The organism is Streptomyces fulvoviolaceus (genome assembly GCF_000718165.1).
In the GTDB taxonomy this organism is placed as follows: domain Bacteria; phylum Actinomycetota; class Actinomycetes; order Streptomycetales; family Streptomycetaceae; genus Streptomyces; species Streptomyces fulvoviolaceus.
This window is the reverse complement of the sequence record NZ_JOEY01000048.1, coordinates 75,375-93,486: the sequence shown is the minus strand read 5'-3', so window position 1 is coordinate 93,486 and position 18,112 is coordinate 75,375. Positions and strand designations below refer to the sequence as shown.

Here is an 18,112-nt window from a genome sequence, read left to right as displayed (position 1 = left end):
ACCACCTCTCACGGAGCACACGTGTGTACTTCGCATGACCACCATCAGGGCGAGGCCGCGCAGGCCGGTGCCGGACGACGCAGTTTCCTCAGGGCCACCGCGCTCCTCGGCGCCGCCGCCACCGCCGGGGTCGCATTGCCGGCCGTCGCCGAGGCGGCCCCCGCGAGCACGAGCGGATGGCGGCCCGACGCCTACAGCCGCCGCTTCACGCTCGCGGTGATGCCCGACACGCAGTACCTCTTCGACGGGCCGAGCATCGACAAGGCACCGGTCGAGGCGTCCCTGCGCTATCTGCTGGAAGGGGGCGACGACACCGCAGAGAACATCGTCTTCCTGTCGCACCTCGGCGACCTCACCCAGAACGGCGCGGCGGCCGAATTCGCCGCGATCGGCGAGGCGTTCAAGCTGCTGGACCGGCGGGGCGTCGGCTACAGCGTCCTGGCCGGCAACCACGACGTGAAGTCGTCGACGGACGACCAGCGCGGTGCGACGACGTACCTGGACGCCTTCGGACCGGACCGGTTCAAGGGCAAGTCGTCCTTCGGCGGGGCCTCCCCGGACGGCTACAACACCTTCCACCTCTTCAAGGCCGCCGGCCGGGAGTGGATGGTGCTCGCGCTGGACTGGCGGCTGTCCGCGAAGGGGTACGCCTGGGCGAAGGAGGTCCTGGCCGCGCATCCGACCACGCCCGTCGTCCTCACCACCCACGAGCTGGTCGTCGAGGACGACACCCTGTCGACGTACGGGCAGCAGCTGTGGGACCAGTTGATCGAGGACCACGACCAGATCTTCCTCACGCTCAACGGGCACTACTGGCCCGCGGGTCGGGCAACGCGCAAGAACGCGGCGGGCAACGACGTACACCTGCACCTGACGAACTATCAGAACCGGTACTTCGGCGGCGCCGCCATGATCCGCCTGTACCGCTTCGACCTCGACCGCGGCGTGATCGACGTGGAAACGGTCTCCCCCTGGATCCTGGGCCGGGCCGCGAAGGGGCTCAACGAGCTGGAGCGGCAGGAGATCGAACTCAGCGGCGACGCCGACCGGTTCTCGGTGCCGATCGATTTCGAGGAGCGTTTCGCCGGCTTCGATCCGGTGCCCGCCCGCGCCGCGCGGCCCGCTTCGAAGGTCGTGATCCCGGGCACGGCGGCGTACTGGCGCTTCGACTCGGCCGTGTCCGGCACCATCCGTGACCTCTCCGGACGGGGCAACGACCTCACCGTCGTCACGGTCGGCGACGGCAAGCTGACCTGGTCGTCCGACCACCACCCCGACCAACCCGGCCACGGCAGCCTGGAGTTCCAGGGCTACAAGTCCCCGCTGAAGGGCGCGTACCTGCGCACGATCGACGGTGCGCCTCTCAACTCGGCGAAGTTCAAGGCCGGTTACACCATCGAGGCCTTCTACCGTCTCCCCGCCGACTGGGACCCCGACCACAACGCCTGGTCCGGCATCGTCAGCCGTACCGGCACGGGTGGGGCCGCCGGCAAGACCGGCGACGACCCCGACGAGCCGCTCGCCACCCTCTCCCTGTCGAACGACCGCGAACCGCAGTGGGCCATGCGCCCGCTCAACCAGGAGGGCATCGCCACCAACTGGGGCCAGGAGACCCCGCTGGAGACCTGGTGGCACCTCGCGATCGTCAACGACGGCAAGCACACGACGCTGTATGTCCAGGGCTGCCCGGTCGTCCGCAACCCGACGGCCGCCGCCATCGGGATCACCTCCGTCGGGCTGCCGTGGCTGCTGGGCGGCTACGAGTACGGCGGGAAGATCGACCAGATCCTCTACGGCCGTCTCGGCGACGTCCGCATTGTCGGACGGGCGCTGCCTGTCACGTCGTTCATGACCCACTGACGCCCTCCAAGAGGACTTGAAAAGATCATGACCGAGCAGCAGCTGCCCGTCTGGGCCGACCCGTCCGTCTCCCCCGCCGAGCTCGACGCCCAGGGCGTCTCTCGTCGCCAACTCATGCGCCGCGCAGGGCTGTTCGGCGCCGCGTTCGCCCTCGGGTCGGCCGCGGCGCCCGCGTTCGCCGCCACCGAGAACACCGGCTTCGGCGGCGACGACCCGCGCCTCGCCTACCTCGTCGGCGACCACCACGTGCACTCCGTCTACAGCCACGACGCGAAGTACACGTTCTCCCAGCAGGCCCAGGCGGCCGCCAAGTACGGCCTGGACTGGATGGTGTTCAACGAGCACTCCAACTTCGGGCACGCCTACTACGGCGCCGCGATGGAGCACAAGGAGATCCTCAAGGCGCGCGCCGAGAACCCGCGTCAGCTGATCTTCCAGGGCCTGGAGTGGTACATCCCGGCCGCCGAGCACTGCACGGTGTTCGCCGCCCCCGGCCCCCACGAGGTCGACCTGCTCACGCAGTTCGAGCTCGCCTACGACGGCAAGCTCCTGGGCTACACCGAGGGCTCCGCGGGCGCGACCGACACCGCCCGCAACGAGGCGCACGCCGTCAAGGCCATCCAGTGGCTCGCCGAGCAGCGCCGCACCGGCTACGTCGACGACGTCCTCGTCCTCGCCAACCACCCGCTGCGCCTCGGCATCGACTCCCCGCACGAGATGCGGGGCTGGCGGGACGCGGCCCCCGAGATCATGATCGGCATGGAGGGCGCGCCCGGCGCCCAGGGCGCGGCAATCCCCGGCTGGCGCGGCACGACCTCGATCCGCGGCGAGTACGAGAACAAGCCGTCGGCGCAGTCCTGGTCGGGCTATCCGGCGGACGCGTATCTGACGTACGGCGGCTTCGACTGGGCGACCGCGACCGTCGGCGGCCTGTGGGACTCGATGCTGGCCGAGGGCCGGCTGTTCTCGATCACCACCAACTCCGACAACCACCGGACCGTCTTCGACACCTGGAAGAACGGCGACTGGGCCGCCGGGCAGAACTTCGACAACACCGGCCGGCTGCCCGACCCGGTGAACACCGACACCCCGCAGGCGGGCAGCGACTTCTGGCCCGGCGAGTTCAGCCGCACCCACGTCGGCGTCACCCGCTACGGCTACCGCGCGGTGATGGCGGGCCTGCGCGCGGGCCGTGTCTGGCTGGACCACGGGCACCTGCTCGACGGGCTGGACGTGCGGCTGAAGCGCGAGCGCGACTACAGCCGCGGTGTCACCCTGGGCGGCCGGCTGCGGGTCCGCAAGGGCGACAAGCTCACCCTGGAGGTCACCGTGACGACGGCATCCCGGCCCAACGCCCAGGGAATCCTCCCGGAGTTGGCGCACGTCGACGTGATCCGGGGCGCGGTGCGCGGTCCGGTGACCGACCGGGACACCTGGAAGGCGCCCGACACCAAGGTCGTACAGACGAAGGACGTGTCCGGCCGGAAGGGGACGTACACCCTGCGCATCCCGCTGACCGCCGGGGACGAGTCCTTCTACGTCCGGCTGCGCGGCAGCGACGGCAACCGTCATGGTGCGGGCTACCTCGGCGCCTCGGTCGACCCGAACGGGCCGATCGCGCACGAGCCCGGAAACGGTGACCCGTGGGCGGATACGTGGTTCTATTCGAACCCCGTGTTCGTCGACGTGGCAGGTGCCTGATGAAGCGTCAGCTTGTTGCTCTCGCGTCCTTATCGGCGGCCCTGACGCTGAGCGCTCCGAGCGCCTTCGCGTCCGGCGAACCGCACTGGGTGGAGACCGATACGGCGTACACCGACACGCTCGGCGGCGGGCAGGGGCTCGCCAGCCGGGCTAACGGTTCGCTGCTGTACCGAGGTCTCACCGACATCCCGCTGGATCTCAGGCTCAAGGGCTGGAACCACGTCGGTGACCCGGACATCGCGCGCGGGTACGTGTTCGACGCCTACCAGGGCGCCGACACGGGCACGTCGAAGATGTTCGCGGTCACCACGCCGGCCGGGAAGCGGTACGAGTACGTCCATCAGCTCAACCCGGGCGAGAAGGTGAACAACTCCTTCGCCGCCGTCTCGCCCGACGGGCAGTGGCTGGTGTCGGGCGAGTGGGGCGACCAGACCAGGCTCCAGGTCTTTCCCGCGCCGTTGTTGAACCCGTCCACGCCCCCGGCCGGCGGGGCCCTGAAGGAGGCCTGGCAGATCACCCTGGACAAGCCGGTGCGCGACATCCAGGGCTGCGACTTCGTCACCGACACCCGGCTGGTGTGCGCCTCGAACGACGCGACCGGCACGCTGTTCCCGGAGATCCGGCCGCTCCTCCAGGTCGACCTGCCCCACAAGTTGGACGGTCAGCCGATCACCGGGGCGGTGAAGAGCCTGTTCGCGCTGCCGCAGCGCAGCATCTGCACGGACGGCACCTTCGAGTCGGAGGGTGTCGACTACGACGTCAACAGTGGAACGCTCCGGGCGGAGATGATCCCGCCCGGAGCGTGCGCGCTGTCGACGGCGGTGTACTCGTACCGGCAGGGCTAGGCAGCGCCCCAAAGGGGCGCGGGGCTGCATCGATATGCGGCTCCGCCGCGGGGTGCGACCAGCCACGATGCAGCCGCAGACGAACGACGGCACATCGCGGCACCTCCAGCGGAGCGCTTACGCGTAGAACCGCGACAGACTCTGCAGCACCGCCGCCGGCTTCGGGGCGCCCTCGATCTCGATCGTGCCGTCGACGGTGATCTGCACGCCGCCCGGCACCTCCTCGACATCGGCGAGCTTCCCGACCAGTCGGATGCGCGAGCCGACCTTCACCGGGGAGGGGAAACGCACCTTGTTCAGGCCGTAGTTGACCTTCGTCGTGACGCCCTGGACGTCCAGCAGCTCGGTGAACAGCGGGATGAAGAGGGAGAGCGTCAGGTAACCGTGGGCTATCGGGGCGCCGAAGGGGCCTTCCGCGGCCTTCTCGGGGTCCACGTGGATCCACTGGTGGTCGCCGGTCGCGTCGGCGAAGGTGTTGATGCGCTCCTGCGTGATCTCGATCCACTCACTGGTGCCGAGGTCGCTGCCCGCGAGCTTCTTCAGTTCGTCGAGGCCGTTGACGGTGATGCTCATGAGTAACCTTTTCCTTAAGGGAGTCAAAGGACGTCAGTGGCTTCCGAAGCGCTTGCGCACCCGGGCCTTGAGGAGCTTTCCGGAGGCGGTGCGCGGGAGTTCGTCCGCGACCACCACCGACTTGGGGATCTTGTACTTGGCGAGCTGTCCGGACAGGGAGGCCAGCACCTCGTCGGGGTCCAGCGAGGCCCCCTCGCGGGGCACGACGACCGCGCGCGGCACCTCGCCCCACTTGTCGTCGGGCACGCCGATGACCGCGCACTCGACGATGTCCGGGTGGCCGAGGAGCAGGTCCTCGATCTCGGCGGGGTAGATGTTCTCGCCCCCGGAGATGATCATGTCCTTGATGCGGTCGACGATGTGGACGTACCCGTCCTCGTCGACGCGGGCCGCGTCCCCGCTGCGGAACCAGCCGTCGGCGAAGGAGGCGGCCGTCTCCTCGGGCAGTCCCCAGTAGCCGGGCATGACGTGCGGCCCACGGACCACGACCTCGCCGGTCTCGCCGATGTCGACCGGCGCGAAGTCCGGCCGTACGACACGTACGTCGCTGAAGAAGTGCGGCACGCCCGCCGAGCCCGCCTTGCTGACCGCGTGTTCCGCGTCCAGGAACAGCGTGCCGGGGGACGCCTCCGTCATGCCGTAGCCCTGGAGGAAGGTGAGGCCCCGCTCCTGGTAGGCGGCGATCAGCGGTGTCGACACCGGGGAGCCGCCGCAGGTGAGGATGCGCAGCGAGGACAGGTCCGCGTCGGCCCAGCGCGGATGCCGGGCCACCTGCTCGAACATCGTCGGCACCCCGAACATGAAGGTGATCCGGTGCCGTTCGATCAGGTCGAAGGTCGCGCTCGGGTCGAAGGCCTCGACCAGGACGCAGGTGCCGCCCTTGAGCAGGACCGGCAGGGTGAGCATGTTCAGCCCTGCCGTGTGGAACAACGGGGCGGATACCAGGGCGCGTTCGTCGGCGATCAGGTCGGTGTCGACGAGGACGTTGATCGCGTTCCAGGTCAGGTTGCCGTGGGTGAGCATCGCGCCCTTGGGGCGGCCCGTCGTGCCCGAGGTGTACATGATGATGCAGGTGTCGTCGGGAGCGACCGGCTCGTCGATGGGGTCGGTCCCGGCCTGCGCCAGCGCCTCCTCGTACTCGGCGCCGACCTCGACGTACGTACGGACGTCGGTGCTGCCCGGCAGCCCCGCGACCAGCCCCTGGAACGACGGGCCGTAGACGAGCGCCTTGGCGCCGGAGTCGGCCAGCTGGTACGCGACCTCGGGCCCGGCGAGCCGGGTGTTGAGCGGGACGAAGACCGCGCCGAGGACGCCCGCCGCGAACAGTGTCTCCAGGTAGGAGGGGTGGTTCGGGCCGAGGTAGGCGATGCGGTCGCCGCGCCGGATGCCCCGGGCGCGCAGGGCGTGGGCGAGGCGGGTGGTGCGGGTGTGCAGGGTGCCGTAGTCGGTCGACTGCTCGCCGTGGACCAGGGCGGTGCGGTGCGGGGTCTTGCGGGCCCGGCGTGCGGGCCACGACCCCAGTCCCTCGTTGCGCATCTTCTACGCCCCTTACGACTTCGTCAGCCCGAGCAGGCGGGCGGCGTTCTCCTTGAGGATCTTCGGCCGGACCTCGTCCTTGATCGGCAGCTTCGCGAAGTCGGCGAGCCAGCGGTCGGGGGTGAGGACGGGGAAGTCCGAGCCGAAGAGCACCTTGTCCTTGAGCAGCGTGTTCGCGTACTGCACGAGCTGCGGCGGGAAGTACTTCGGAGACCAGCCGGAGAGGTCGATGTGCACGCCCGGCTTGTGCGTGGCGACGGCGAGGGCCTCGTCCTGCCAGGGGAAGGACGGGTGCGCCAGGATGATCTTCAGGTGCGGGAAGTCGGCCGCCACGTCGTCCACGTGCAGCGGGTTCGAGTACTTCAGCCTGATGCCGCCCCCGCCGGGGACTCCGGCGCCGATGCCCGTCTGACCCGTGTGGAACAGAGCGATGGTGCCGGTCTCCTCGATGACCTCGTAGAGGTCGTACGCCACCGAGCGGTCGTTGGGGAAGAAGCCCTGGATGCTGGGGTGGAACTTGAAGCCCTTCACCCCGTACTCCTCGACCAGGCGGCGGGCCTGCTTGACGCCCGCCTTGCCGCGGAAGGGGTCGATGGAGGCGAAGGGGATGAGGACGTCCGAGTTGGCGGCGGCGGCCTCCGCGACCTCCTCGTTGGGGACGGGCGCGGTGCCGGTCGCGGACTCGGCGTCCACCGTGAAGATCACGGCGGCCATCTTCCGCTCGCGGTAGTAGGCGGCCGTCTCCTGAAGGGTCGGCTTCCGCTTGCCCTCCACCTTGAAGTAGGCGGAGGAGGCGTCGTGCAGGTCCTCGTCCAGGGAGGAGTGGCCCTTGGAGGACACCTCCGCGTGGGTGTGGACGTCGATCGCGACGAGATCCTCGACGTTGAGGGTCGTCATGGTCAGGCCTCCGGGAACTTGGGGGCCGGGATACCGACCGACTGGAGCTCGGCACCGACCGACGTGGGGAAGGCGTCGGCCAGGGTCTCGGGGGTCCAGCCGCCGTCGGCGTAGGCCGTCTTGATCTCCTGCGGATGCGACCAGAGTGCCACCTTGTCGCCGCCGATGCCGATGGCCTGGCCGGTGATGCCGCGGGCGGCCTCGGAGGCGAGGAACGGGACGAGGGCGGCGCAGTCCTCGGGGGTGCCGAAGCCCTCGCCCTTGCGGAGGAAGTCGGGGAACGCCTGGCCATTGCGAAGGGCCTCGATGTACGGGGCGAAGGCCGGGATCGTCTCGGTCATCGCGGTCGCGGCGACCGGCACGATCGCGTTGACGGTGATGTTCGCGCGGCCCAGCTCCATCGACCAGGTGCGGGCGAACGCGGCGATGCCGGCCTTGGCGGCGGCGTAGTTCGTCTGCCCGAAGTTGCCGCGCTGTCCGGCCGGGGAGCCGACCAGGATCAGGGTGCCGCCCTCGCCCTGCTCGCGCATCCGGACGGCGGCGGCGCGGGCGCAGGTGAAGGTGCCCTTGAGGTGAGTGGTGATCACCGCGTCGAAGTCCTCGTCGGACATCTTCCACAGCACCTTGTCGCGCAGGATGCCCGCGTTGGTGACCAGGATGTCCAGGCGTCCGAACTCCTCGACCGCGCGGTTGACCAGCGCTTCCGCGGCCTCGGTGGTGCCGACCGGGACGACCTCGGCGACGGCCGTGCCGCCCGCCTCGGTGATGGACTTCACGGCCGCCTCGGCCACGGCCTCGTCGACGTCGTTGACGACCACGGAGGCGCCGTGGGCGGCCAGGGCGTGCGCGTAGGCGAGGCCGAGGCCCCGGCCACTGCCGGTGACGACGGCGACCTTGCCGGTGAGATCGATGCTGGGCACGGATGAGTCCCTTCACGAGCTGATGCGGGTGGTGCGGCTACGAGACGCGTGCTGCGGCTACGAGATCGAAGCTAAGAGCAATCATTGTCGACGTCAATAGTTGTTGTTGACCTATGAGTGCGTCATGCTGGAATCTGCATGTCGTACCGACCCGAGGGACCGAGACCGGGACCGAGACCAGGGAGCCCGCCATCACACGCCAGCACGTCACGAACCCGGACACGATCGACGCGGACGAACCGTGGATGCGCGGGCTGCACGCGGACACCGGCTATCTGCTGTACCGCCTGGGACTGCGCTCGGGGCAGCTGTTCAACACGTTCCTGCAGGAGTCGGGCCTGCGCCTGCGCCACTACGCGGTGCTGCGCTTCCTCGCCACCTCCGACGGTGTGCTCCAGCGCGAGCTGAGCGCGCAGCTCGGCTACGACCCGAGCGCGATCGTCGGCCTGGTCGACGACCTGGAGAAGCTGGGCTTCGCCGAGCGCCGCCCCTCCCCCGACGACCGCCGCAGCCGGATCGTCGTGCTCAGCGAGGACGGCCGCACCTTCCTGCGGGACACGGACGAGGCGGGCCTGCGCGTGACCAACGATCTTCTGGGCCCCCTCGACGCGACCGAACGCGACACCCTGCACACGCTGCTGCGGCGGATCGCGGAAGACGGCCTCAACCAGCCATGACCGACGTCCGCTCCGCGCCCGACCGGCTGCTGTCCGTGCTCGCCGCGTTCGACCACGAGCACCCGGCGCTGTCCCTGTCGGACATCAGCCGGCGGGCCGGCCTGACGCTGACCACCACGCACCGGCTGACCGGGGCCCTCACCGCGTGGGGCGCCCTGGAGCGGGACGCCTCCGGCGTCTACCACGTGGGGCTAAGGCTGTGGGAGGTCGCCGCGCTGGCACCGCGCGGGGTCGGGCTGCGACAGCTCGCGCTGCCGTACCTGGAGGACCTGTACGAAGCCACGCACGAGAACGTGCAGCTGGCGGTGCGGGACGGGTCGGACGTCGTGTACATCGAGTGGATCGCGGGGCGTTCCTCGGTCGGTGTGCACATCCGCGTCGGGGCGCGCTGGCCGCTGCACGCCACCGGGGTCGGACTCGTGCTGCTGGCGCACGGCGATCCGCAGGCCCAGGAGGAGTACTGCGCGGAGCCGCTGGCCATCTTCACGCCGTACACGATCACCGATCCGGGGAAGCTGCGCCGGGTGCTGGCCGAAGTGCGGCGCACGGGCGTGGCGGTGAGCAGCCGTCAGGTCACGGACGACGCCCTGTCGGTGGCCGCCCCCGTGCGCGGGCCGGACGGGACGGTGGTCGCCGCCGTGTCGGTCGTGGTGCCCCAATCCGACGCCCAGGTACCGGTGTTGATCCCGGCGGTGCGGCTCGCGGCGCTCGGGATCTCTCGGGCGCTCGGGTGGCGGCCGCAGCCGCACTGAGGCCGGCTCACGTACGCGACCCGGTGGCCGTCACCGTGGCCGTGTACGCCACCTCGTCCTCCCCGTGATGTGCCGTGCCCCGGCAGACGAGCGTCGTGCCCGTCGAGACCTGGGCGCGGGTGACTTGCCAGCGGGTCGTGAGGTGTTCGCCCGCGTTCAGGTGGGCCGCGGTGACCGGGGCCAGGGCGCGCAGTTTCCAGCCGCTCGGTGCGTCGAGGGTGAGCCGGGGCGCGTTCCAGGGGCGCGCGGAGCCGTTGGCGAGGGTGGCGGTGACCGTGAACTCCGGGCCCTGACCGGTGACTTCAAGGGTGATGCCGAAGGGCGTGCGCCGATACGTCGGTACCCATGACTCGCGCATCAGCTTCATCAGCGCATCGGCCTGGGCGGGCCGCGCCGCCGCGAGGTCGCGTTGCTCGCCGGGGTCCCGGGCGAGGTCGTACAGCTCGACCTCCCACTGGCCGTCGGGGACGCGGCGGTTCTGTCCCGGTGCGAACCGGACCGCCTTCAGGTCGCCGCGCCGCAGCGCCTCCGCGAGACGGCGGCCCCGGCCCTGGTCGGCGGCGTCGGAACGCGGGGTGACACCGGCGTGGTTGCGGTAGAAGTACAGGCTGTCGTGGCGGGCGGCGTTCGCGCGGCCGCGCAGCAGCGGGGCGAGCGAGAGTCCGTCGACGTCCGTCGGGGCGGGCGCGCCCGCGAGGTCGGCGAGGGTGGGCAGCAGGTCGGTGAGCGGGGTGGGACGGTCCGTGGTGCCGGACGGGATGTGCCGCGGGGACCAGGCGATGAACGGGACGCGGATGCCGCCCTCGTAGAGGTTCCGCTTGATGCCGCGCAACGGGCCGTTGCCGTCGAAGAGTTCGGGATCGGTGCCGCCCTCCTCATGGGGTCCGTTGTCGCTGGTGACGAGGACGACGGTGCGCCCGGCGATGCCGCGTTCGGTGAGCCGGTCGGTGACACGGCCGACGAGGGTGTCGAAGGAGGTGACCTGGGCGGCGTGCCGCTTGTTCGGGCCGGTCCAGGGCCGGTCGGCGTACTCGCCGGCGTCCGGGTCCTGGCTGGGGGCGTGCGGCACGGTCGGGGCGAGGTAGAGCAGGAACGGCTCGTCCCGGTGGGCGTCGATGAAGCTCAGCGCGCGTTCCTCGATGAGGTCGGGTGCGTAGACCTCGCGGGCGCCGCCCTTGTTGTCGGGAATCTCCTCGCGGGTGCCGTTGTGCCACAGGTACTCGGGGAAGTAGTCGTGGGCGTGGTGGTGGGTGAGGTAGCCGTAGAACTCCTCGAAACCACGGGAGTTGGGGTGGCTCGGCTGGTCCGGCGCCTCCGGCCCGAAGCCCCACTTGCCGATGGCGCCGGTGCGGTAGCCGAGCGTCCGCAGCGCCTCGGCGAAGGTGAAGTCCCGGTCGGTCAGGGCGCCTTGGCCGCCCGGGCCCCACGGGTTCTCCCGCACGGTCGCGTGCCCGCTGTGCAGCCCGGTCAGCAGCGAGCAGCGCGAGGGCGCGCACACCGGGGCGGCCGCGTAGGCGTCGGTGAAGCGCAGGCCGTCGGCGGCGAGGGCGTCCAGGCGGGGTGTCTGGATCAGTTTCTGGCCGTAGGAGCCGAGTTCGCCGTAGCCGAGGTCGTCGGCGAGGATCACGACGAAGTTGAGCCTGCCCGACGGGGACTGCACTGCCGGTACGGCCGAGGCCTGCTTGTTGTCGAGCGCGCGCTGCGTCTCGTCGCCGGCCTCGCACGCCGAGGTGGCCGCGAGCGCGACGGGCGCGGCGGCGGCCCCGGTGAGGAAGCGGCGGCGGCTGGGCATACGTATCCCCCGGTGGACGGCGATGCGGGCTGCTGAACCGATGGTGATCGCAACCATCCGTCCAAGACCATGCACACGCGGTGAACGCTCTGTTTCAACTCCTGAGAGGGAATGCCCCGGGTGGAGGTTCCCGCTCCGCGGCATCGGAGTGATCACAAATGGAGGCGGCGATATCCCTCTCACCGGTGAGGTCCCGGCCGTTGGGCTGTCGTGATACTGGAACGGCCCCGCCCCGAGGAGCCGCCCATGTCCGCACGGTCCTGGTTCTCCCCCGCGTTCTCCAGCGTCGTGGCTCGCCTGAGGACGACGAATCCGTACGTCGTCGACTCGGCGCTCGCCGCCCTGGTGCTGTTCGCCGCCTCCCTGCAGTGGATGTTCCCCGACGAGGGCGACGACCCGCTCTCCTTGCAGGGCTGGCTGCTCGGCGCCGCCACGGCGCTTCCCCTGGTGTGGCGGCGGCGCTTCCCCTACACGTCCGCCTGGGCGGTGTCGCTGGCCACCACGGCGATGGCGTACTACCACGCCCCGCCGCCGGACGTGCTGTACGGCGGGCTGGTCGTCCTCTACGCGATGGCCGCCCGGGGTCTGCCCTGGCAGCGGCGCACGATGCTCGCGGGCTGGCTGCTCGGAGCCGTCCTGACCATGCAGCACAAGGAACACTCCGAGCCCTTCGAGTACGCCTTCCATGTGACCGGCATGATCTGCGCCTACGGCCTCGGCGTGCTGGCCCGGGTCCAACGGGCCTACACCGCAGCGGTCGAGGACCGGGCCCGCCGCCTCGAGCGGGAGCGGGCGGCCGACACGGCGCGCGCGATCGCGCAGGAACGCGCCCGGATCGCCCGGGACATGCACGACATCCTGGCCCACGCGGTGAGCCTGATGGTCGTCCAGGCGGAGGCCGGACCGGTCGTGGTGCGCAGTGATCCGGCGCGTGCCGAGGCGGCGTTCGACGCGATCGCGGCGGCCGGGCGGGACGCGATGACCCAACTGCGCCGCATTCTGGGTGTGTTGAAGGACGAGGAGCGCCGGGCGGGCGGCCCGGCCCGCCTGCCGCAGCCCGACCTCGCCGCGCTCCCCGCACTGATCCGGCAGGTCGCCGATTCCACCGGCCTGGAGGTCGGCCTCCACTCCACCGGCCGCCCGCGCCCGCTCCCCCCGGACACCGAGGTCGCCGCCTACCGCACGGTCCAGGAAGCCCTCACCAACACCGTGAAGCACGCGTACGCTTCCTCCGCAGAGGTGGAACTCGACTGGGGGGAGGGAGAGTTGACGCTCACGGTGACCGACGACGGCAGGGGCCCCGCGCACGCGCAGGGCGGGCACGGGCTGATCGGCCTGCGGGAGCGGGCCACCGCCTGCGGGGGCAGCGCCGAGACCGGCCCGGGTCCGGACGGCGGCTTCCGGGTCGTCGTACGACTGCCCGCCACCGCCGACCGGGAGGCGGCCCTCGGGTGAGCATCCGCGTGGTCGTCGCCGACGACCAGGAACTGGTCCGCAGCGGCTTCACCATGATCCTCGAGGCGCAGCCGGACATCGAGGTGGTCGCCGAGGCGGGCGACGGCGCCGAGGCGGTCGCCGCGGTGCAGCGGCACACGCCCGACGTGCTGCTCCTCGACATCCGCATGCCCGTCATGGACGGCCTGGACGCGGCGCGGCGGGTGTGCGCGCAGTCCAGTTGCAAGGTGGTCATGCTGACCACGTTCGACCTCGACGAGTACGTGTACGAGGCGCTGTACGCGGGCGCCAGTGGCTTCCTGCTGAAGGACGTGCGCCGGGACGACCTCGTGCACGCGGTGCGCGTGGTCGCGGCCGGCGACTCGCTGCTCGCACCGGCCGTGACCCGCCGCCTCGTCGCGGACATCGTGCGCCGCCGCCGCGAGGAGGCCGCCGACGACGTCACACCCGACCGCCTCGACGTCCTGACCGCCCGCGAGGTGGAGACCCTGCGGATGCTGGCCCGCGGACTGTCCAACGCGGAGATCGCCACGGCTCTCTTCGTGAGCGAACACACCGTGAAGACCCATGTCAGCAACGTGCTCAGCAAGTTGGGCCTCAGGGACCGCGTGCAGGCGGTGATCTGCGCGTACGAGACGGGGCTGGTCACACGAGGGGCACCATGAGCGCCCCGACGGGGGCGGGGGCTGTATCGACATGCGGCTCCGCCGCGTGGGCGCGACCAGCCCCCACGGACCCGCAGTCTCCGGCGCCCCTAATCGTCCAGCTCGGTGAAGAGCGTCAGCTGCAGCGCCCCCGGAGCCTCAAGCCTGGCGTTCAGGGAGTTCCAGGGCGTACGCGTCGGCTCGGCCACCACCTCGGCCCCGGCGTCGGCCAGCGCCCGCGTCACCGCGCTGGAGTCGGCCACCTCGAAGGCCACCCGAATGTGCCCGGCCACCCGCCGCCCGACCTCGACGTCGTCGATGAACGCGGCGTGGTTCGGGTCGGTCAGCTCCAGGGTCGCGCGGCCCGCCTCCAGGATGGTGACCCGCCCTCCGGGAGAGGAGAACGCGGCGCGTTCGGGCAGGCCGAGGACATCGCGGTAGAAGCGCAGCGCCTCGTCGTAGTCGTCCGCCGTGACGACGAGACGGAGTTCACGGACGGCGGGTGCGTCGGGCATACGGGCTCCTCGGGGATCGCGGGTGTCGAGTGGATCAACTCCCCGACCGGTACCGGTAATTCCTCCCTCCGAGGAGTGAGGGGACGCCCGGTCTCCCCCGTACGACGGAGGCGCCGAAACCGCTCCCCCCGGCGATCCGGTGAGCACGCCCGCGGCAGGAGCCTGAGGACGGTAGAACTCCTCAACTCGCCGGGAGGCGACCGTGCTCTCCTCACTCGCCCGGGCAGCGACCCGCCGCCCGCTGACCGTCATCTGCCTCTGGGTGGTCTTCCTGCTGCTCGGCTTCGGGCTCGGGACGGGCGTCTTCGGCAAGCTCTCCGACGACGTGCCCGACGTGCCCGGCACCGAGTCGGACATGGCCGACGACTACATCAGCGGCATCTCCCCGACCGGCGAGGAGATCACCGCCGTCGTCGAGGGCGAGGCGGTATCCGACGCGGCGCTGCGTGCCCAGGTCGACCGGGCCGTCGCCGAGGTCCGTGAGATCGCCGGCGTGGCCGCCGTACCGGATCCGTACACCACGCCCGGGCTCACCGCCCGGGACGGACAGGCCCTGATCATTCCGGTCACCTTCGAGGGCGGGCTGTCCGACGACGCCGAGGAGGACGCGACAGACGCGGCCGTGGCACGCATCAAGCAGATCGAAGCACCCGAGGTCCACGTCAGCGGCGGCGAGCTGCTCGGCAGGCAGCTCGGTGAACGCGCCCAGGAGGACGTGAAGAACGCCGAGTTGATCTCCCTGCCGATCGTCCTCGCCCTGCTGCTCGTCGTGTTCGGCGGGTTGCGCGCGGCCGCGGTGCCGCTGGTGATCGCGGTGAGCGGGATCGCTGGCGCGTTCCTGGCCCTGTTCGCCTTCAGCCAGGTCACCGACATCTCCGTGTACGCGATCCAGGTCACCACCATGCTGGGCCTCGGACTCGCCGTGGACTACGCCCTGTTGATGCTGGTCCGCTTCCGTGAGGAGCGACGGCACACCGAGGATGTCGTCGAGGCCGTGCACCGCACGGTGGCGGCGGCCGGGCGGACCGTGATGTTCTCGGGGCTCACCGTGGCGGTCAGCCTGACCGGGCTGCTGGTCTTCCCGAGCGTCTTCCTGCGCAGCATGGGCCTGGCCGTGGCCGCCGTCGTGGTCATCGACATGCTGGCCGCGGTGGCTCTCCTGCCCGCGCTGCTCACGAAGTTCGGCGGGAAGATCAAGCCGTCGCGTGTGAAGTCCGGGGACGAGGAGGGCCGTCTCTTCGCCCGCATCGCCCGCTTCTCCGCGCGCCGCCGCATCGCCGTCCTGGTCACCGTCGTCCCGGCCCTGCTGGTACTGGCCCTGCCCGTCACCGGCATGCGGATCGCCATCGGCGACGCCCAGCAACTCCCTTCCAGCACCGAGGCACGACAGTTGTACGACACCGTCGACGCCCACTTCCCGGCGGGCACCGGGGTGTCCCCGGTGACCGTCGTCCTCAAGCCCGGCACCGACGAAGCTACCGCCGACCGGATCCGTGGCCTGTCCCCGAACACCGAGTCCCGTGACCTGGCGGGTGGCAACACGGTCCTCGAACTGCAGCCGCCCGGCAGCGTGGACGGCGAGGCGGCCACCGACCTGGTCGAGCGGATCCGGGACGTCCGCGGCGACGAACCCGTCGAGGTGACCGGTGTCGCGGCCCGGCTGGTCGACTTCCGCGCGATGCTCGGCGAGCGGGCACCCTGGGCGGCCCTGACCGTGCTGGCCGGCATCTTCGTCCTGCTGTTCGCCTTCACCGGCTCGGTACTGATCCCGCTGCGCACGATCGCGACGACTCTCCTCAGCCTGGGTGCCGCACTCGGTGTGGTGGTCTGGGTCTTCCAGGACGGGCATCTGGCCGGGCTGTTGGGCGCCGAGGGTCTGGGTGCGCTCAGCCTCACCGCACCTCCGCTGATCATCGCGATCGCCTTCGGACTCGCCATGGACTACGAGCTGTTCATCCTGGCCCGGATGCGTGAGGCCCGGCAGCTGACGGGGGACGACCAGGAGGCCGTGGTGACCGGTCTGCGCCGCTCCGGCCGGGTCGTCACCTGCGCCGCCCTGCTCCTCGCGGTCGTCTTCGGCGCCTTCATGACGGGCGGCTTCTCCCCGATCCTGCAGATCGGTCTCGGCCTGACCCTGGCCGTGCTGATCGACGCGACGGTCGTACGGATGCTGCTCGTCCCCGCGACGATGGCGCTGCTCGGCCGGCGAGCCTGGTGGGCGCCGAAGCTGCTCAGCCGGCTGCACGAGCGGTTCGGGCTGCGCGAGGCGGCGGCGCCCGAGCAGTCCGTGACGACGAACGTCTGACGTCCCCCGGAGGCCACAGGCGGTATCTCCCGTGGCTTTCCGCGTGTCTGCCGCGGTCAGGCCTTCTCTCAGTGTCTCCTCACCGGAATCTCAGACAGTGATCCACCGTTTCAAAGGTTCACCCCAGGTACGAGGCGCACGATGCACCCGCAAAGGTGGATATCTCAGGAAGGCGTGCCGTGGGCGTCCCGCACATATCGAACCGGTCCGAGCAGCAGTCGGAGAGGTGGTCCCGGCGCGGGATACTCGTCGCCCTCGGCGCCGTGCCGGCCGCTGCCGCACTGACAGGGTGCAGCGGGTCGGCAGACGCTTCGGAGGCCACGAAAGCAACCGCGTCGGTGAAGGCCGCGACCAAGAAGCCCACTCTCTCGGTCACCCCCGCGGACGGCACTAAGAAGGCTGGCTTCACCAGCCCCGTCGAGGTCACGGTGACCGACGGCACGCTCTCGTCCGTGCAGGTCACCGGCAATGACGGGTCCACCCTGGCCGGGTCCTTCAACGACTCCAAGACGAAATGGACGTCGACAAGGAACCCGTACTCGGGCGCGAAGTACACGGTCGCGGCCAAGACGACGGGCGGCACCGAGAAGACCGTGACCTTCACCACGAAGTCCCCCGGGGAGACCTTCGTGGGCTACTTCACGCCGGAGGCGAACTCGACCTCCGGCGTCGGCATGCCGGTGTCGGTCAACTTCACGCACGCCGTGTCCGACAAGGCCGCTGTCGAGAAGGCGATCACGGTCAGCGCCGAGCCCGCGGTCGAGGTGGTGGGCCACTGGTTCAGCGACACCCGTCTCGACTTCCGGCCGGAGACCTACTGGGCGGCCGGTACGACGATCACGCTCGGTCTGCGGCTCAAGGACATCGAGGGCACGGACGGCGTCTACGGCGTCCAGTCGAAGGACGTCACCTTCCACATCGGCCGCGAGCAGATCAGCACCGTCGACCTGTCCACCAAGCAGATGGTGGTCGAGCGGGACGGGGCGCCGCTGGCCACCTACCCCGTCTCCGGCGGCGACTCCGACCACACCACCTGGTCCGGGATCATGGTGATCAGTGAGCGGTTCAAGCAGACCCGCATGGAGTCCTCCACCGTCGGCCTCGGCGACGAGTACGACATCAAGGACGTCCCGCACGCCCAGCGCCTGACCACGTCCGGCACCTTCGTCCACGGCAACTACTGGGCGTCCACCTCGATCTTCGGCAGCGAGAACACCAGCCACGGCTGCGTCGGCCTGCACGACGCGAAGGGCGCCAGCGACAGCTCCGTGGCCGGTTACAAGTTCTACGACAGCTCCATGCTCGGCGACGTGGTGATCGTGAAGAACTCGGGCGAGGAGACCGTCGACCCGTCCAACGGCCTCAACGGCTGGAACATGAGCTGGGCGGACTGGAAGGCGGGGAGCGCGCTCTGACAGGTCCCCCCCTTCATCGGGTTGGATGCAGCTCCCGGATGTGTAGGCCGGCGTCGGCCATTTCGGACAGGTCAGGGTGCTGTGGTCGGTGGCGAATGATCTAGCCGACGATCACTTTCTGGCCTTCCCGCACGGATCGGATCAGTTGTTCGTCATTCGCGGTCATGTGCTTCCCGGGGTGTGGGGGCGGGGGTTAGCTTCGGCCCATCGGGATCATCAGCAGGT

15 protein-coding genes are annotated in these 18,112 nt (G+C 70.5%); 9 read left to right on the top strand and 6 right to left on the bottom strand.

Going from position 1 to position 18,112, the window contains the following annotated elements; translation table 11 throughout:
* The first annotated feature begins 21 nt into the window (after positions 1–21).
* The 3 genes from IG08_RS0140680 to IG08_RS0140670 are packed head-to-tail and all read left to right on the top strand — an operon-like array spanning position 22 to position 4,406.
* Complete coding sequence (locus IG08_RS0140680; protein ID WP_030615283.1) at positions 22–1,860, top strand: LamG-like jellyroll fold domain-containing protein; 1,839 nt, start codon at positions 22–24, stop codon at positions 1,858–1,860.
* A gap of 27 nt (positions 1,861–1,887) precedes the next feature.
* Positions 1,888–3,561, top strand: a complete 1,674-nt coding sequence (locus IG08_RS0140675; RefSeq protein WP_030615279.1) for a PHP domain-containing protein — start codon at positions 1,888–1,890, stop codon at positions 3,559–3,561.
* The gene (locus IG08_RS0140670; RefSeq protein ID WP_030615276.1) at positions 3,561–4,406 is read left to right on the top strand and encodes a hypothetical protein; all 846 of its coding nucleotides are present in this window, start codon (positions 3,561–3,563) and stop codon (positions 4,404–4,406) included. Before IG08_RS0140675 ends, IG08_RS0140670 begins: the two co-directional genes overlap by 1 nt.
* Before the next feature lie 117 nt (positions 4,407–4,523).
* On the opposite strand, the gene IG08_RS0140665 is transcribed toward IG08_RS0140670, so the two are convergent.
* From IG08_RS0140665 to IG08_RS0140650, 4 genes are read right to left on the bottom strand one after another with little or no spacing between them, the layout of a single operon-like run.
* Positions 4,524–4,979 (bottom strand): MaoC family dehydratase, encoded by a 456-nt coding sequence (locus IG08_RS0140665; protein ID WP_030615273.1) that lies wholly within the window; start codon positions 4,977–4,979, stop codon positions 4,524–4,526.
* Between the two features lie 33 nt (positions 4,980–5,012).
* A complete protein-coding gene (locus IG08_RS0140660; protein WP_030615270.1) occupies positions 5,013–6,515 on the bottom strand; it encodes an acyl-CoA synthetase in 1,503 nt (500 codons plus the stop codon).
* 12 nt (positions 6,516–6,527) lie between these two features.
* Complete coding sequence (locus tag IG08_RS0140655) at positions 6,528–7,412, bottom strand: amidohydrolase family protein (RefSeq protein ID WP_030615267.1); 885 nt, start codon at positions 7,410–7,412, stop codon at positions 6,528–6,530.
* A gap of 2 nt (positions 7,413–7,414) precedes the next feature.
* Entirely contained in the window at positions 7,415–8,332 is a 918-nt protein-coding gene (locus IG08_RS0140650; protein WP_030615265.1) for an SDR family NAD(P)-dependent oxidoreductase, read from the bottom strand.
* A gap of 245 nt (positions 8,333–8,577) precedes the next feature.
* Between IG08_RS0140650 and IG08_RS0140645 the strand changes: the two genes are divergently transcribed.
* On the top strand, positions 8,578–9,009 hold the full coding sequence (locus tag IG08_RS0140645; protein WP_030615261.1) for a MarR family winged helix-turn-helix transcriptional regulator: 432 nt from the start codon (positions 8,578–8,580) through the stop codon (positions 9,007–9,009).
* Complete coding sequence (locus IG08_RS0140640) at positions 9,006–9,761, top strand: IclR family transcriptional regulator (protein ID WP_030615258.1); 756 nt, start codon at positions 9,006–9,008, stop codon at positions 9,759–9,761. Before IG08_RS0140645 ends, IG08_RS0140640 begins: the two co-directional genes overlap by 4 nt.
* A 7-nt stretch (positions 9,762–9,768) precedes the next feature.
* Here the strand turns inward: IG08_RS0140640 and IG08_RS0140635 are convergent, their stop codons facing one another.
* Complete coding sequence (locus IG08_RS0140635; protein WP_420823310.1) at positions 9,769–11,610, bottom strand: sulfatase-like hydrolase/transferase; 1,842 nt, start codon at positions 11,608–11,610, stop codon at positions 9,769–9,771.
* Between the two features lie 189 nt (positions 11,611–11,799).
* Between IG08_RS0140635 and IG08_RS0140630 the strand changes: the two genes are divergently transcribed.
* Both IG08_RS0140630 and IG08_RS0140625 read left to right on the top strand, forming a co-directional pair.
* Positions 11,800–13,008: a sensor histidine kinase gene (locus IG08_RS0140630; protein ID WP_030615252.1), complete on the top strand. Its 1,209-nt coding sequence runs from the start codon at positions 11,800–11,802 to the stop codon at positions 13,006–13,008.
* Positions 13,005–13,673, top strand: coding sequence for a response regulator (locus IG08_RS0140625; protein WP_030615238.1), 669 nt, complete (start codon positions 13,005–13,007; stop codon positions 13,671–13,673). Before IG08_RS0140630 ends, IG08_RS0140625 begins: the two co-directional genes overlap by 4 nt.
* Positions 13,674–13,762: 89 nt before the next feature.
* Here the strand turns inward: IG08_RS0140625 and IG08_RS0140620 are convergent, their stop codons facing one another.
* On the bottom strand, positions 13,763–14,167 hold the full coding sequence (locus tag IG08_RS0140620; protein ID WP_030615235.1) for a VOC family protein: 405 nt from the start codon (positions 14,165–14,167) through the stop codon (positions 13,763–13,765).
* Between the two features lie 202 nt (positions 14,168–14,369).
* Here IG08_RS0140620 and IG08_RS0140615 point away from each other — a divergent pair, with 202 nt between their 5' ends.
* Both IG08_RS0140615 and IG08_RS0140610 read left to right on the top strand, forming a co-directional pair.
* Positions 14,370–16,472 (top strand): MMPL family transporter, encoded by a 2,103-nt coding sequence (locus IG08_RS0140615; protein ID WP_030615232.1) that lies wholly within the window; start codon positions 14,370–14,372, stop codon positions 16,470–16,472.
* Positions 16,473–16,651: 179 nt separating this feature from the next.
* Positions 16,652–17,887: a L,D-transpeptidase gene (locus tag IG08_RS0140610; protein WP_030615230.1), complete on the top strand. Its 1,236-nt coding sequence runs from the start codon at positions 16,652–16,654 to the stop codon at positions 17,885–17,887.
* Positions 17,888–18,112 lie beyond the last annotated feature (225 nt).